This is a genomic window from Streptomyces sp. URMC 127 (assembly GCF_051386535.1).
Taxonomy (GTDB): Bacteria; Actinomycetota; Actinomycetes; order Streptomycetales; family Streptomycetaceae; genus Streptomyces.
This window is the reverse complement of the sequence record NZ_JBPQTW010000174.1, coordinates 1-15162: the sequence shown is the minus strand read 5'-3', so window position 1 is coordinate 15162 and position 15162 is coordinate 1. Positions and strand designations below refer to the sequence as shown.

The window sequence follows — 15162 nt, the reverse complement described above, 5'->3', positions numbered from 1 at the left end:
GATCGGGGCGGTGTTCTTCAAGGAGCGGTTCGGGGCGCCGCGGGTGGCGGCGGCGGGGCTGATGGTGGCGGGGATCGGGATGATGCTGCACGCGAGCTGAGGCTCTGCGGACAGGCATCTCTGGTGCTCACTCCCCCTTGAACGCCCCCTTCAGGCCGATGTTGCCGATGAGGATGCCGCCGTCCACGGGGAGGGTGACGCCCGTGATCCACGAGGCGTCGCGCGAGGCGAGGAAGGCGACGGCCGCCGCGATGTCCTCCGGCTCGCCGACCCTCCCCAGCGGGTACTGCCCGGCCGCCCGCTCCAGGGCGCCCTCGCGGCCGTCCCAGCCGGGCGTGCGGACCGTGCCCGGAGCGACGAGGTTGACCCGCACGCCGCGGCGCGCGCACTGCCCGGCCAGGGTGCGGGTCAGGCCGGCGAGGCCGGCCTTGGCGGCGCTGTAGGCGTGGTTGCCGTAGTCCTGCTCGCCGTTGACGGAACCGATGCTGACGACGGCGCCGCGGCCGTCCGGGGCGGCGGCCAGGTGCGGCATGGCGGCCCGCACGCAGCGGAACGCGCCGGTGAGGGTGATGTCGAGGTCCCGCGACCAGGCGTCGTCGGCGACGTCCTCGACGAGCGGGGGGTCGGGGTGGAAGGAGTACGCGTTGTTGACGAGCACGTCCAGCCCGCCGAACCGCGCGACGGCGTGCGCCACCGCCGCCTCGACGGACGCCCGGTCGCCGACGTCGCACGCGTACGGCTCGGCGGTGAGGCCGTCCGCGCGGAGTTGGTCGGCGGTGTGCCCGGCGCGGTCGGCGTCGAGGTCCGTGACGAGGACGCGGGCGCCCTCGGCGGCGAGGCGGTGTGCGGTCGCGGCGCCGATGCCGCGGCCGGCGCCGGTGACGAGGGCGGCGTAGCCGTCGAAGCGGGGCGCTGCGCGGTGCGCTGAGCGGTGCGAGGGCTGCATGGAGGGTTACCGTAGGCACCCGCCGCCGAGAGGGAAAGAGGACCGAACCGACGTGGAAGCCGGCTCCGAAAGCACGCGCAGTGCCGTACAGCTGTTCCTGACCCGCTTCGGCGAGGGCGACCCGGAGCGGGTCGCGGACCTGTTCGCGGAGACCGTCGACTGGCTGATCGTCGGCGATCCGGCGGCCGTGCCGTGGGTACGGGCGCGGTCCACGCGCGCGGATGTCGCCGCGCACTTCCGGGAGCTGGGTGAGAACGTGACCCAGTCGGCCGGCTCGCCCACCGTCGAGGCCGTCCTGGCGGACGGGCGCGATGCGGTGGTGACGGGCGTCATCGACGCCACGGTCCGCGGCACGGGGCTGCCGTTCCGGACGCCCTTCGCCCTGCGGCTCACCGTCGAGAACGGCCTCCTGACGCGCTTCCATCTCTACGAGGACAGCTTGACGGTAGCCCGCGCGGTCCAGCTTCCGGCGGCACGCTGACCTCCGGCCCGGGGCGGGCCCCTCGGTGCCGGCAAGCCTGGCGCCCTCTTCCCGCCGCGACGGCGAACAACCACCACGGCGCGGCCCGGCGGTGCCGCGGTCCTGGCGGCCGGGGCCGGGCTCTGTGTGCCGGGAAGCCCGGCGTCCTCTTTCCCGCCGCAACGGCGAACAACCACCGCGGCGGGGCCCGGCGGTGCCGAACCAACCGTCAGGGGCCGCACGGCACCGCCGGACACGCCCGTACGGGTTGAGCGCCGTCGCGGCGGAAGGGAGTGGCCGCGGCCATCGGCATGGTGCGGGCCCGGGCCCGACCATCGGCGGCGCCGCCCGGTCACCCCCGCGCCGTCAGGACAGCGCGCGGGCGGTCGCGCGGACCAGGGCCTGGGCGCGCGGATCCGCCGTGACGTTCTTCTGCATGCCGTTCGTGACGTAGGCGAAGGACAGGGACGACTCCGGGTCCGCGAAGGCCAGGGAGCCGCCCCGGCCCGGGTGGCCGAAGGAGCCCGGGGCGAGGAGCGGGGAGGCCGGGCCGTGGAGCATGTAGCCGAGGCCGAAGCGGGTGTTGACGACGAGGACCTTGTCCGGCCCGGCGGACTCCTCCGTGCGGGCCAGCGTCAGCGTCGCGGGGGCGAAGAGGCGCCGTACGCCGTCCACGTCGCCGATGAGGGAGGCGTAGAAGCGGGCGAGGGCGTCGGCCGTGGCGATGCCCGCGGAGGCGGGCAGTTCGGCGGCGCGGTACGCCGGGTCGTTCTCGTCCGCCGCCGGGGAGATCGCGGCGAAGGCGCGCCGGGTGAGGGACTCCGGGTCGGCGTACGCGTCCGTGACGGCCTGCTTGGGGCGGACGCGCAGCCCCGCCGAGGGCGCGGTGACGGCCGGCGGCTCGATGTCCGCGATGCGGCCGGCGCGGGCGGTCTCTTCCTCCGGCAGGCCGATCCACAGGTCCAGGCCCAGCGGCCCGGCTATCTCCTGGGCGACCCAGCGGCCGAGGGACCGCCCGGTGATGCGCTCGACCAGCTCGCCGAGCAGCCAGCTGTACGTCTGGGCGTGGTAGCCGTGCGCCGTGCCCGGCTCCCAGGCCGGGGCCTGGGCGGCGACGGCGGCGGGGCCGGTGACGCCGTCGATCGCCTGCGCGGGGGTGAGGGGCACATCGAGGGCGGGCAGGCCCGCGCGGTGCGAGAGGAGGTGCCGGACGAGGACGCGTTCCTTGCCGGCCGCCTTGAACTCGGGCCAGTACGTGCCGACGGGCGCGTCCAGGTCCACCTGTCCGCGCTGGTGCAGGAGCAGCAGGACCGCCGCGGCGACGCCCTTCGTGGCGGAGCGGACGATCTGCGCGGTGCCGCGCTCCCACGGCTCCGCGACGCCGCCGGCGTCACCGTCGGCGTCGCGCACCCCGCCCCACAGGTCGACGATCTTGCGGCCCTCGCGGTAGACGGCGACCGCCGCGCCCCGCTCGCCGCGCCGGGCGAAGTTCTCCGCGAAGGCGTCCCGGACCGGTTCGAAACCGTCCGCCACCGTGCCCTGGACGTCCACCACTGTTGCCTGCTCCTGTGCCGATTGCTGCGAATTCCTCCACCATGGTGCAACGTGTTCGTCAATGCGCGTAGACCGGGGTGGAGGGACCCGTCACCTTGCGGTCACCCCGAGGTCACCCCGCCGCGCCGCGCGCGACCGCGCCCGGCCGTGCCGCGCGGGGGTCGAAGCCGAACGGCAGCTCCAGCCGGTGCGCCCGCATGAGGTCCTCGTCACACAGCAGGTCACGGGTCGGGCCGTCGGCCGTGATGACGCCCTCGCTGAGGACGACGGAGCGTTCGCAGAGCTCCAGGGCGTACGGCAGGTCGTGCGTGACCATGAGCACCGTCACGTCCAGGGAGCGCAGGATGTCCGCGAGCTCGCGGCGGGAGGCCGGGTCGAGGTTGGAGGACGGCTCGTCCAGGACGAGGATCTCCGGTTCCATGGCGAGGACGGTCGCCACGGCGACGCGGCGCCGCTGCCCGAAGGAGAGGTGGTGCGGCGGGCGGTCCGCGTAGCCGGCCATGCCGACCTGGGCGAGGGCCTTGTCCACGCAGGCCGCGAGCTCCGCGCCGCGCAGGCCCGCCGCGGCCGGGCCGAAGGCGACGTCCTCGCGGACGGTCGGCATGAACAGCTGGTCGTCGGGGTCCTGGAAGACGATGCCGACCCGGCGGCGGATCTCGGCGAGGTTCCGCTTCTCCACGGGCAGGCCCGCGACCCGGACCGTGCCGAGGCCGCCGCCGAGGATGCCGTTGAGGTGCAGGACGAGCGTCGTCTTGCCGGCGCCGTTCGGGCCGAGGAGCGCGACGCGCTCCCCGCGGGCGACCTCCAGGTCGACGCCGAAGAGGGCCTGGTGGCCGTCGGGGTAGGCGTAGGCGAGGCCGGATACGTGAAGGGAGGGGTGGGAGGCGTTGGAGGGGGGCGTGGTCGTCATGTGAGGGTCCATCCGGTCAGGCAGACCGCGAGGGCGGCCAGCGGCAGCGTGGCGGCGTGCGTCCACTGCGTACGGGTCGCGGGCGCGTCGTCGGTCACCGGCATGGTGCCGGTGTAGCCCCGGCTGACCATCGCCAGGTGGACGCGCTCGCCGCGCTCGTAGGAGCGGATGAACAGCGCGCCCGCGGACTTGGCCAGCACGCCCCAGTGGCGCACGCCGCGGGCGGTGAAGCCGCGGGATTCGCGGGCGATGCGCATCCGGCGCATCTCGTCGGTGACCACGTCCCCGTAGCGGATCATGAACGAGGCGATCTGGACGAGCAGCGGGGGCATGCGCAGGCGCTGCAGGCCGAGGAGGAGCGAGCGGAGCTCCGTCGTGGAGGCGAGCACGACGGAGGCGGCGACGCCGAGCGTGCCCTTGGCCAGGACGTTCCAGGCGCCCCAGAGGCCGGGGACGCTGAGCGGCAGCCCGAGGACGTGCACCGGCTCGCCCGGCACGACGAACGGCATGAGCAGCGCGAACGCCACGAACGGGAGCTCGACCAGCAGGCGCCGGAGCAGGAACCCGGCGGGGATGCGGGCCGTGGCCGCTGCGGCGGCGATCAGCAGGGCGTACAGGGCGAACGCCCAGACCGCCTCGCGCGGGGTCGCCACGACGACGAGGACGAAGGCGAGGACCGCCGCGATCTTGCAGTGCGGGGGGAGGGCGTGCACGGGGGTGCGGGCGGGGCGGTAGAGCTTGTGCGCGTGGCCGGAGGACATGTCAGGGGGCTGCCGACTCGGGTTCGGTGCGGGCGGCGGCGTCCGCGGCGCGGGTCCGCTTCCAGCGGAGGGTGACGAAGACGGCCGTCCCGGCGGCGAGGGTGGCGCCGACGCCGATGACTCCGGCCAGGCCGCCGGAGAGGCGCTCGTCGGAGACGTCCTTGATCTGGTAGTCGGCGAGGGGCGAGTCCTTGGCGGCGTGCGCTTCCTCTTTGCTGTCGATGCCCTTGTCGTGGGCGACCTTTTCGAGGCCGTCGGGGCTGGAGGAGGCGTAGTAACTGAGCCCGCCGGCACAGAGGAGGGCGGCGGCGACGCCGACGAACCAGATCCGCTTGCCGCGGGGTCCCTGCGGGGCGGAGGGGGCGTACGAGGCCTCAGCCACGTCTTGCGCCGCGACGGCGCCCAGCCCCTCCGAACCTGCCCGGCGGTGCCGACCCTCGCCCAGGCCGTCCGGCACCGCCGGACCGCGCCGCGTCAGCTGATCGCCGTCGCGGCGGGAAGAAACTGCCGGGCCCCCCGGCACGGCGGGAGCGGCCTCGGCCCCGTCGCCGTGGGAAGAAGACCCCGGGCCCCCCGGGAGTTTGGCGGTGGCGGGCCTGCGTAGTTCCAGGGGCCGCATGAGGCCCCGCGCGCCGTGGACCAGGTCCGGGCGGACCGCCGCTACCGCGCTCACCGTCAGCGCCGTGATCGCCGCCTCGCCCAGGCCGATCAGGACGTGGACGCCGGTCATCGCCGTGAACACCTGGCCCACCGGGACGTCCGTCGTCCCGCCGAGCGCGTAGAGCAGGGTGAAGGCCGCCGCCGCGGCCGGGACCGAGACCAGGGCCGCGGCGAAGGACGCCGCGCTCAGCCCCGTACGCCCCCGCGGCAGCACCCGCACCAGCACGCGGAACACCCCGTACGCCACGACCGTCGTGACGATGCCCATGTCGGTGATGTTGACGCCGAGCGCGGTGAGCCCGCCGTCCGCGAAGAGGACGCCCTGCATGAGCAGGACGACGGATATGCAGAGCACTCCCGTGTACGGGCCGACGAGGATCGCCGCGAGCGCGCCGCCGAGCAGGTGCCCGCTCGTGCCCGCCGCGACGGGGAAGTTCAGCATCTGGACGGCGAAGACGAACGCCGCGACGAGGCCGGCCAGCGGCGCCGCCTTGTCGTCGAGCTCGCGCCGCGCGCCGCGCAGGCTGACGCCGACCGCTGCCGCGGCGACGACTGCCGCGCCGGCGGAGACCGGCGCGTCGATGAATCCGTCGGGTACGTGCATGACGTCGCCCCTCGCTTCCTGCCCGGAGGCTCCGGGCGCTCCGGGCGCTCCGGTCGCTTCGGGCCGCTCGATGATAGGGGCTCTCTGCGAATCGTTCGCAAGAGCTTGTGCCGCGCTGCTGCGCGCCCCTCGCCCCTCCGCGCGCCTCCCCCGGCGGCCCCCGGTGGCGGCCTCCGCCCGTCCCCCGAATGCTGGGCTTATGACCACGGCCCCACCGGTGACCACGGCCCCGCCCGTGCTCGGCCGCCGCCGCACGAACCTGGTCTTCGTCACGATCGTGCTCGGCATGCTGCTCGCGGCCCTCGACCAGACGATCGTCTCCACCGCGCTGCCGACGATCGTCGCGGACCTCGGCGGCGGCGGGCACATGGCCTGGGTGGTCACGGCGTACCTGCTGGCGGAGACCGTGGCGACGGTCCTCGTCGGCAAGTTCGGCGACCTCTTCGGCCGGAAGGTCGTCTTCCAGCTCAGTGCGGTGGTCTTCACGGCCGGATCGGTCTTCGCGGGAGCCGCGGGCTCCATGGCCATGCTGATCGCGGGGCGCGCCGTGCAGGGCGCGGGCGGCGGCGGCCTGATGGTCACCGCGATGGCGCTGATCGCGGACGTCATCCCGCTGCGCGAGCGCGGCAAGTACCAGGGCGCGCTCGGCGCGGTCTTCGGCGTGACGACGGTCGTCGGCCCGACCCTCGGCGGCGTGTTCACCGATCACGCGACGTGGCGGTGGTGCTTCTACGTCAACGTGCCCGTCGCCGTCGTCATGGTCGCCATGGCCGCCCGTACGATCCCCGCCGTCCGCTCGGCCGTGCGGCCGGTGATCGACTACCTGGGCATCGCCCTGGTCGCGGCCGGCGCCTCCGCGCTCGTCCTGGGCCTGGAGTGGGGCGGCAGCACGTACGCGTGGAGCTCGGCGGTCGTCGTCGGGCTGTTCGCGGGCGCGGTCGTCCTGCTGGCCGCGTTCGTCCTGGTGGAGCTGCGGGCCCGGGAGCCCATGCTGCCCATGCACCTCTTCCGCAACCCCGTCTTCACGGTCTGCTCCCTCCTCAGCTTCATCGTCGGCTTCGCGATGCTGGGCGCGCTGACGTACCTGCCGACGTACCTGCAGTACGTGGACGGGGTGTCGGCGACGATGTCGGGCGTGCGCGCGCTGCCGATGGTGGCCGGGCTGCTGGGCGCGTCCATGCTCTCGGGCACCGTGGTCGGCCGCACCGGCCGCTACCGGTGGTTCCCCGTGGCCGGCATGGCGGTCATGGCGCTGGGGCTGTTCCTGATGTCGACGATGGGCCCGTCGACCGGGGCGTGGCTGGAGTCGCTGTACATGTTCGTGCTGGGCGCCGGCATCGGGCTGGCCATGCAGGTGCTGACGATCGCCGTGCAGAACACCGTGCCGTACCACGAGCTGGGCACCGCCACCTCCGGCGTCACCTTCTTCCGCACGCTCGGCAGCTCGTTCGGCACGGCCATCTTCGGCACGCTCTACAGCAACCGGCTGCGCCCGAACCTGACGGAGGCGCTGCTCCGCTCGCCCGGCGTGCCGCCGTCCGCCGTGATCAGCCCGCAGCGGCTGGCCGCGCTGCCGCCCGCGCAGGCCCGGCCGGTCGTCGACGCCTACGCGCAGACGGTGAACTACGTCTTCCTGTGGGTCGTGCCGGTGGCGCTGGCGGGTTTCGTCGCGGCGTGGTTCCTCAAGGAGGTGCCGTTGCGCGACAGCGCCCGGGCGGGTGCGGCCGACATGGGCGAGGGGTTCGCGGCGCCGGACTCCGCGGAGGCGCAGCGGCAGCTGGAGCGGGCGGTCGCGGGCGTCATGCGCAAGGCCGGGGGGCCGGTGGGGCGGCAGCTGCTGGCGGAGTCGGGCAGTGCGCTCGGTCCGGCGGAGGCGTGGACGCTGGGCCAGATCCACTGGCGGCTGCGCGTGCGCGGCGAGGCGGCGCTGAGCTCGGTGGCGGCCGCGCACCGGATGCCGCCGGAGGTGCTGCGGCCGGTCTTCGCGGAGACGGCCGGGGCGGGGTACGCCCGGCTGGAGGGCGACGCGCTGTCGCTCACGCCCGCGGGCGAGGCGGAGATCGAGCGGCTGGCCGCGACCTGGCGCTCGTGGCTGGCCGCCCGCCTGGGCGACTGGGACGTGGGCGACCCGGAGGACCGGGCCCGGCTCGACCGCGCGCTGGACGCGCTGGCGGAGCGGCTGCTGGAGGAGGACGAGGAGGCGGCGGAGGCGGACGAGCAGCGGGTACGGATCACGGTGTGACCGCCGGCGGCGGGGCCGGCGTGGCCGCCATGCCGCTGCCTCGGTGTACGGCCCCGGCCATGCCACCGTGCGGGTGGCGGCGCGCTGCCATGTCGCGGTCCGGCGTGCCTCTGCGCCGCCGCGCCAGCGCATCGCCGCGCGACCGGGAAGCGGCCCCGGGGGCTTTCTCCCGCACGGGGCCGCTTCCCGCGGGGCGCCCGTGCAGGGGCGGTGACCCGGCCTGGAGGCGCGCGGCGACGCGCGCGCCGGACCCCGACGCGCACCCCCGTGGCGCATCGCGGTCCGAGCAGCTCGGCCCCCAGCCTCTGACGGAAGCAGAAACTCCACTAGTGGCATCCGTAGTGGCATCCGCGGGGGCGGGCGTGGCTAGATGGCCCCGTGGAGACCGGAGATCTTGTCAGGGAGCTGCGCACGGCGCGCGGCTGGAGCCAGGGCCGCCTCGCGGCGGAGCTCAACGACGCCTGCGGCACCGCCCTGACCCGCGAGTACGTGAGCGGCTGGGAGCGGGGCAGGGTCCGGCCCGGCCCGTTCTACCGGCGTGCCCTCGCGCAGGTGCTCGGCGTGCCGGCGGCCACCCTGGAGGGCGCGGCCGCCGGCGGCCGGCCCGGCCCGGCGACGGCCGCCGCGCTCGCCCCGGCCGCCGTCTCCGACCTCCTCGGCCTGGGCTTCGCCGCCCGGCTGCGCGGCGGCCCCTCGGCGGACGACTGGGAGGAGCGGCTGTCCGCGTACGGCACCGACTACATGTCCTCGCCCGCCGCCGACCTCCAGCGGCGGGTCGCCGAGGACCTCGTCGTCGTACAGCAGCAGCTGGACGACCCGGCCATGTGGTCGGCGGCGGCGCGGCTGATGACCGTGTACGCGACGACGTTCCCGCAGCAGGAGAGCGCGAAGGCCGTCCACTGGTTCCGGACGGCCGCCGAGGCGGCGGACCGCTCGGGGGACGTCGCGGTACGGGTGTGGGTGCGCGGCCGGGGCGCCCTCGCGCTCGGCTACGGCGGCACGGCCACGGGCCTGGCCGAGCTGCTGGCCGGCCAGGCGCTGGCCCTCACGGACAAGCCGTCCGTGGGCCTGCTGCACGCCACGCTCGGCAAGGCGTACGCGGCGGCCCTGCGCGGCGACCGGGCGACGGCCCTGTCCCTCGCCGACCGGGCGCGGCGGATCTTCGACGCCGCGTACGACCCCTCGGCACGGCTCAGCGACTACAGCATCCCGGCCTGGCGCATGAACGGCTTCCTGTCGCTGCTGTCGGCGCGGCTGGGCGATGAGAAGCAGTCGACGGCGGCCCGGGAAGCGGCCCTGCGCGAACTGCCCGAACGGCTCCCGCGCTTCGTCACGCACCTGGAACTGCACAAGGGGCTCACTCTCGTCCGCTCGGGCGACCGCGAGGGCGGCCTGGCGTGTGCGCGGGCGGCGCTCGACGCGCTGCCGCAGGAGAGGTGGTGCGGGACGCTGCAGATGCTGATGGCGGAGATCGCGGCGTGAAGTGAAGGTTCCCGGACAGGCGGAATCCTCTGTCCGGACGGGTGAATTAATCGGATTATACGTACATTTGACCCTCGCTTGGTCAATTCCTTATGACGGCTCCATCGGCCACATCGGCATCCGCAGCCAGCCTTGAGGAGACGCGTCATGCGCCGGTACAGACGCCTGGGAATCGCCTTCGCCATCGCCGCCGCCGTCCTTCCGGCGGCCCTGCCCGGCACCGCGGCCCGGGCCACGCCCCCGCCGCCCGAACCCCCCGCGCCGCAGGCCGGGCAGCAGCACCGGGCCCCGCTGGACTTCGACGAGAACGCGTGCGAGGGACCGGCGGCGGACGAGGGCGACGTCTACACGAAGCCGCCCAAGACCGCGCCCGGCACCACACCGCACCACCGGGGCCTCCCGCTGAGATGGCCCAGGAACATCCCCGACCGCGAGGAAGCGGAGCGCATGCTCGGCGACCTGAAGGTGCGGAAGTTCAACGGCAAGGGCTACCACCGCAAGTACTTCGGCTCCACCTGCTGGGTGCGGCACGGCGTCGACCGGTGCACCACCCGGCAGGTCGCCCTCAAGATCCAGTCCGACGCGCCGGTGACGCTCGACGGCATGTGCAAGGTCGTCGGCGGGCGGTGGCACAGCGAGTACGACAACAGGGACATGGCCGACCCGGCGCACGTCGACGTCGACCACGTCGTGCCGCTGCGGCAGGCGTGGGGGTCCGGGGCGCGCAACTGGACCGCAAAGAAGCGGCTGGAGTTCGCCAACGACCTGACCGCCTCGCCGCAGCTGATCGCGGTCTCCACCTGGACCAACCGCCGCAAGGGCGACAAGGGACCGGACAAGTGGCTGCCGCGGGCGGGCGCCCAGTGCCGCTACGTCCGGGCGTGGGTGGGGGTGAAGGACTACTACGGGCTGTCCGTCACCCGCGCGGAGAAGACCAAGCTGCAGCAGGTCCTGGCCGACTGCCGGGACGAAAAGCCCGACGGGCGGCACGAGGGACGCCCCGAGGGACGGCCTGAGCGACCCGAACTGCGCCCCGACGGACAGCACGGCGGACGGCCCGACGGGCAACACGGCGCGCGCCCTGACGGACAGCACGGCGGACGCCCCGACGCACAGCACGGCGCACGCCCCGACGGACAGCACAGCGGACGGCCCGGCGGCCCGAAGTCATGACGGCCGGAGCCGGGCGGGGCTACAGCGCCGCCCGGCTCCCCGTGCCCACCGGCGCCGTCGCCGTGGCCGCGCGCCGGGCCGCGTCCTCGACCTGCGCCGCCGTCAGGACGTAGCCGGTCGCCGCGTCGGACGTGGAACGGGCGAAGACGACGCCGTAGACCCGCCCGGAGGGGGTCAGGAGCGGGCCGCCCGAATTGCCCGGCCGGATCGTGGACCGCACGGAATACACCTGGCGGGTGGTCACGCCGTCGCCGTAGATGTCCTGCCCCTTGGCACGGATCTCATTGGCGACCGTGGCCGCGCGGACGTCGAGGCCGCCGTTCTCCGGGAAGCCCGCGACGATCGCCGCGTCCCCGCGCTTGGCGCTCTTGTCGAACGGCAGCACGGGGGCCCGCAGGCCCGGCACGTCCAGGACGGCGACGTCCGTGCGCGGATCGAAGAGCACGACCTTCGCCTGGTACGCCTTCCCCACGCCGCCGACGCGCACGGTGGGGGTCCGTACCCCGGCCACGACGTGGGCGTTCGTCATCACGTGCTGCGCCGCGTAGACGAAGCCGCTGCCCTCCTGGCCACGGCGGCCCTCGCCCGTGTCGGCGACGCCCTCGACCTTGACGACGCTCTCGCGGGCGACGCGCCGCACGGCCGGGGTGACCACGTCGCCGGACGGCTCGGGGACGGTCGTCGCCGGCTCGTTCTCGAAGGGGTTGAAGACCTGCGGGAAGCCCGCGCCCGTCAGGGCGTCCGTGGTGCGGCTGAACCAGGTGGGGGCCTGCTCGGGCATCGCCTCCTGCACGGCGCCGAGGAGGGTGGAGTCCCTGATCTGGCGGGAGAGCAGCGGCGAGTTCGCCGAGACGAGCACGCTCGCGGCGACCCACGCCACGAGGAGGACGGCCAGGGAGTTCACGGCGGCGCCGCCGATGCCGTCCACGCCCCGCACCGGGGCCCAGGTGAGCCTGCGGCGCAGGCCGTAGGCGAGGCGCCCGGCCAGGGCGTGCCCGATCGCGGCCGGGACGAGGACCACCACGACGGCGACGACCGCCGCGGCGGCCGACCCCGCCTCCAGCGGCTCCAGGGCGAACGGCAGCGCCCACACGCCGAGGACGGCTCCGCCGAGGAAGCCGGCGAGCAGCACGACGCTCGCCACGAGGCCGCGGCGGAAGCCGGAGACGGCGTAGCCGAGCACGACGAGCAACAGCAGCAGATCGAGCAGGTTCAACGTGGAGCCCTTTCCTTCGCGCGCGCCCCCGACCACGCCCGCGGGTCACCGACCCGTGGGCTTGAAGAAACGCCGGTACGACCGCGGGCGGTTCCCATTCCGGGCGAATTCATGGCGTACGACACGTCGGGGCGGGGCCCCGGGGCCGGGCCCGGGCCGGCCGGAGCGCTCTGCCGCCTGTCAGCCGGATGACCAGGTGACCGGCAGGCCGACGGGGCCGCGGATGAGAACGCCGGTCTGCCACCTCACGTCGGCGGGGGGAACCGCGAGACGCAGGGCGGGGAACCTGCCGGTCAGGCCGGACAGCAGGACCTCGGCTTCCCTACGGGCCAGCAAGGGGCCCACGCAGGAGTGGGGGCCGTAACCGAACGCCACATGGGGCGGGCCCTCGCGCTCGAAATCGATCCTGCCGGGATCGGGGTAGACCCGCTCGTCCCAGTTGGCGGCCACGTAGGAGACGTACTGCGCCCAGTCCCGCACGCGCGGCCGGTCCGCGGCCGGGATGCCCATCACCTCGCCGATCACGGCCAGGGCGAACGGCGAGACGACATGGCGCACGACATCGGCGGGACCGGACCCGGGCGTGCTCGGGCGGGTCCACGAAGCTGACCGCGCGGTCCAGAGGAACGAAGTGCTTGGTCATCTTGGGCACGGACCGGCCCCTACAGGAACCGGGACCGTCACCAGGGCCCCGGCACCTGCTCCCCGGCTCCGCTGCGGCGCTCAGCCGGAACGGGCGCGGCCCGGCGGTGCCGCACCCACCTCATGGGTGAGCCGCGCCGCCGGGCCGCGCCCGTACGGGATGAGGTCAGGCCTTGACCAGCTCCCGGTCCTCGTCCGCCTCGGGCGCCCCGGGCGTACCCGGCGTCGCCGAAGACGCCCCGGGCTTCGCGAGCCGCTTCTGGAGCCCCTCGCCCTCGACGTCCACGTTCGGCAGGACCTTCGCCAGCCACCCCGGCAGCCACCACGCCGACTTCCCGAGCAGCGCCAGCACCGCCGGCACGATGGCCATGCGGACCACGAACGCGTCGAAGAAGACGGCGATGGCCAGGCCGAAGCCGATCATCTTGATCATCTGCTCGGACGAGCCGATGAAGCCGGCGAAGACGCTGATCATGATGATGGCCGCGGCCGTCACCACCCGCGCGCCGTGCTTGAAGCCGGTCACGACGGCCTGCCCGGGCCGCTCGCCGTGGACGAACGCCTCCCGCATCCGCGTGACGAGGAAGACCTCGTAGTCCATGGCCAGACCGAAGACGACGCCCACCATGAAGATCGGCATCATCGACATGATCGGCCCGGTCTCCTCGACCCCGAAGACCGAACCCAGCCAGCCCCACTGGAAGACCGCCACGACGGCGCCCAGCGCGGCGACCACCGACAGCAGGAAGCCGAGCGCGGCCTTCAGCGGCACCAGCACGGAGCGGAAGACGACCATCAGCAGCAGGAAGGCGAGGCCGACGACGAGCGCCAGGTAGGGCAGCAGGGCGTCGTTGAGCTTCTGCGAGACGTCGATGTTCATCGCCGTGGAGCCGGTGACGAGCACCTGCGCGCCCGTGTCGGCCTTGAGCCCGCCGCCTTCGGCGCGGATCGCGTGGACGAGGTCCTCGGTGTCCGTGCTGGTCGGCTTGGACTTGGGCACGACGGTGAGCATGGCCGTGTCACCGGCCGGGTTGAAGTGCGCCGGGGTGACGGTGGCGACGTTGTCCAGGCCCTTGAGCTTGTCGCCGACCTTCTGGACCGCGCCCTTGGGGTCCTTGGCGTCCGCCACGTCGGTGATGACCATGAGCGGGCCGTTGAAGCCCGGGCCGAAGCCCTCGGACAGCAGGTCGTACGCCTTGCGCTGGGTGCTGCTCTTGGACGCCGCGCCGTCGTCCGGAAGGCCCAGTTCCAGGGAGGCGGCGGGCACCGCGATGGCGCCCAGCCCCAGCACACCGGCGACGAGTACGAGCACGGGCTTGCGCAGGACGAAGCGGGCCCAGCGCGTGCCCATGTTGGGCTTGTCGCCGCCCTCGGCGCCCGGCTTGGCCTTGCGGACCTTGCGGGCCAGCACCTGCTTGCCGGCGAAGCCGAGCAGCGCGGGGATGAGCGAGAGGGCGATGAGCACCGCGATGGTGACCGTGCCGGCCGCGGCCATGCCCATCTTCGTGAGCATGGGGATGTTGACGACCATGAGCCCGGCCAGCGCGATGACGACGGTCAGACCCGCGAAGACCACCGCGGATCCGGCCGTGCCGACGGCCCGTCCGGCCGCTTCCTCGCGCTCGCGGCCCTCGGCCAGCTCCGCGCGGTAGCGGGAGACGATGAACAGCGCGTAGTCGATGCCGACCGCGAGGCCGATCATCATGGCGAGCGTGGAGGTGTTGGTGGAGAGGTCCAGCAGGGGCGCGAGCGCCGCGATGGACGAGACGCCGATGCCGACGCCGATGATGGCCGTCAGGAGCGGCAGGCCGGCGGCGACCAGCGAGCCGAAGGTGATCAGCAGGACCACCGCGGAGACGGCGATGCCGATGGCCTCGGAGCCGCCCTCGGGCATCTGCTGCAGCACGCTGCCGCCGACCTCGACGGTCAGCCCGGCGTCGCGGCCGTGCTGGGCGGCGTCCTTGAGCTCCGTGCGGGAGTCCTCGGTCAGGTCCATGGACTTGACCTTGTACGCGGCGGAGGCGTAGCCGGTGGTGCCGGCGGGGTTGACGGTCTTCGCCGTGAACGGGTCGGCCGCGGCGGCCACCTGCGGGCTGTGCTTCAGCTCGGCGATGACCTTCTCGACGGCCGCCTTGTTCTTCGGGTCGGTGAGCTTCTGGCCCTCCGGGGCCTTGAAGACGACGCGGGCGGAGGCGTTCTGCTCGTTGTTGCCCGGGAAGCGCTTCTCCAGCAGGTCGAAGGCGCGCTGCGCCTCCGTGCCGGGGATGGAGAAGTCGTTGTTGGTGGACTTGGACGCGGTGGCGGCGCCGGCCCCGGCGAGGACCAGCAGCAGCACCCATATGAGGGCGAAGTACCAGCGCCGCCGGTAGGCGAGCCGGCCGAGTCTGTAGAGGAACGTGGCCACGAGGAGTGGTGCTCCCGTCGGATCGGTGGACTAACAGGGCATGGGGAAGCAGCCCGGCGACGAGAGCGGCACGTCAGGTGGGCAGTGTGGGGGAGGGTGGAACTGTGG

The 15162-nt window shown here is 74.2% G+C and carries 12 protein-coding genes and 1 pseudogene; 5 read left to right on the top strand and 8 right to left on the bottom strand.

Going from position 1 to position 15162, the window contains the following annotated elements; all coding sequences use genetic code 11:
- Positions 1-100: pseudogene (locus ACSNOH_RS26645) on the top strand (EamA family transporter); the annotation flags it as partial.
- A 27-nt stretch (positions 101-127) separates the two neighbouring features.
- On the opposite strand, the gene ACSNOH_RS26640 reads toward ACSNOH_RS26645, so the two are convergent.
- Positions 128-946 (bottom strand): SDR family NAD(P)-dependent oxidoreductase, encoded by an 819-nt coding sequence (locus ACSNOH_RS26640; RefSeq protein ID WP_436723964.1) that lies wholly within the window; start codon positions 944-946, stop codon positions 128-130.
- Between the two features lie 52 nt (positions 947-998).
- On the opposite strand from ACSNOH_RS26640, the gene ACSNOH_RS26635 reads away from it, so the two are divergent.
- Complete coding sequence (locus ACSNOH_RS26635; RefSeq protein ID WP_436723963.1) at positions 999-1427, top strand: nuclear transport factor 2 family protein; 429 nt, start codon at positions 999-1001, stop codon at positions 1425-1427.
- 345 nt (positions 1428-1772) lie between these two features.
- On the opposite strand, the gene ACSNOH_RS26630 is transcribed toward ACSNOH_RS26635, so the two are convergent.
- From ACSNOH_RS26630 to ACSNOH_RS26615, 4 genes are all read right to left on the bottom strand, one after another.
- The gene (locus ACSNOH_RS26630; RefSeq protein WP_436723962.1) at positions 1773-2960 is read right to left on the bottom strand and encodes a serine hydrolase domain-containing protein; all 1188 of its coding nucleotides are present in this window, start codon (positions 2958-2960) and stop codon (positions 1773-1775) included.
- Between the two features lie 112 nt (positions 2961-3072).
- Positions 3073-3870 (bottom strand): energy-coupling factor ABC transporter ATP-binding protein, encoded by a 798-nt coding sequence (locus tag ACSNOH_RS26625; RefSeq protein WP_436723961.1) that lies wholly within the window; start codon positions 3868-3870, stop codon positions 3073-3075.
- Complete coding sequence (gene cbiQ, locus ACSNOH_RS26620; protein ID WP_436723960.1) at positions 3867-4631, bottom strand: cobalt ECF transporter T component CbiQ; 765 nt, start codon at positions 4629-4631, stop codon at positions 3867-3869. The genes ACSNOH_RS26625 and cbiQ overlap by 4 nt, the downstream gene beginning before the upstream one ends.
- Position 4632: 1 nt before the next feature.
- On the bottom strand, positions 4633-5895 hold the full coding sequence (locus ACSNOH_RS26615) for an energy-coupling factor ABC transporter permease (RefSeq protein WP_436723959.1): 1263 nt from the start codon (positions 5893-5895) through the stop codon (positions 4633-4635).
- 199 nt (positions 5896-6094) lie between these two features.
- On the opposite strand from ACSNOH_RS26615, the gene ACSNOH_RS26610 reads away from it, so the two are divergent.
- The 3 genes from ACSNOH_RS26610 (at position 6095) to ACSNOH_RS26600 (ending at position 10792) form a co-directional block, all read left to right on the top strand.
- Positions 6095-8137, top strand: coding sequence for a DHA2 family efflux MFS transporter permease subunit (locus ACSNOH_RS26610; protein ID WP_436723958.1), 2043 nt, complete (start codon positions 6095-6097; stop codon positions 8135-8137).
- 378 nt (positions 8138-8515) lie between these two features.
- Positions 8516-9619: a helix-turn-helix domain-containing protein gene (locus tag ACSNOH_RS26605; protein WP_436723957.1), complete on the top strand. Its 1104-nt coding sequence runs from the start codon at positions 8516-8518 to the stop codon at positions 9617-9619.
- Between the two features lie 147 nt (positions 9620-9766).
- On the top strand, positions 9767-10792 hold the full coding sequence (locus ACSNOH_RS26600; RefSeq protein WP_436723956.1) for an HNH endonuclease family protein: 1026 nt from the start codon (positions 9767-9769) through the stop codon (positions 10790-10792).
- 19 nt (positions 10793-10811) lie between these two features.
- On the opposite strand, the gene ACSNOH_RS26595 is transcribed toward ACSNOH_RS26600, so the two are convergent.
- The 3 genes from ACSNOH_RS26595 to ACSNOH_RS26585 all read right to left on the bottom strand — a co-directional run bounded on the left by ACSNOH_RS26595 (position 10812) and on the right by ACSNOH_RS26585 (position 15054).
- Positions 10812-12008 carry a MarP family serine protease gene (locus ACSNOH_RS26595; protein ID WP_436723955.1) on the bottom strand — a complete coding sequence of 399 codons (1197 nt, stop codon included), beginning with the start codon at positions 12006-12008 and terminating at the stop codon, positions 10812-10814.
- A 180-nt stretch (positions 12009-12188) separates the two neighbouring features.
- The gene (locus ACSNOH_RS26590) at positions 12189-12566 is read right to left on the bottom strand and encodes a hypothetical protein (RefSeq protein WP_436723954.1); all 378 of its coding nucleotides are present in this window, start codon (positions 12564-12566) and stop codon (positions 12189-12191) included.
- Positions 12567-12816: 250 nt separating this feature from the next.
- Positions 12817-15054 carry an MMPL family transporter gene (locus ACSNOH_RS26585; RefSeq protein ID WP_436723953.1) on the bottom strand — a complete coding sequence of 746 codons (2238 nt, stop codon included), beginning with the start codon at positions 15052-15054 and terminating at the stop codon, positions 12817-12819.
- Positions 15055-15162: the final 108 nt, after the last annotated feature.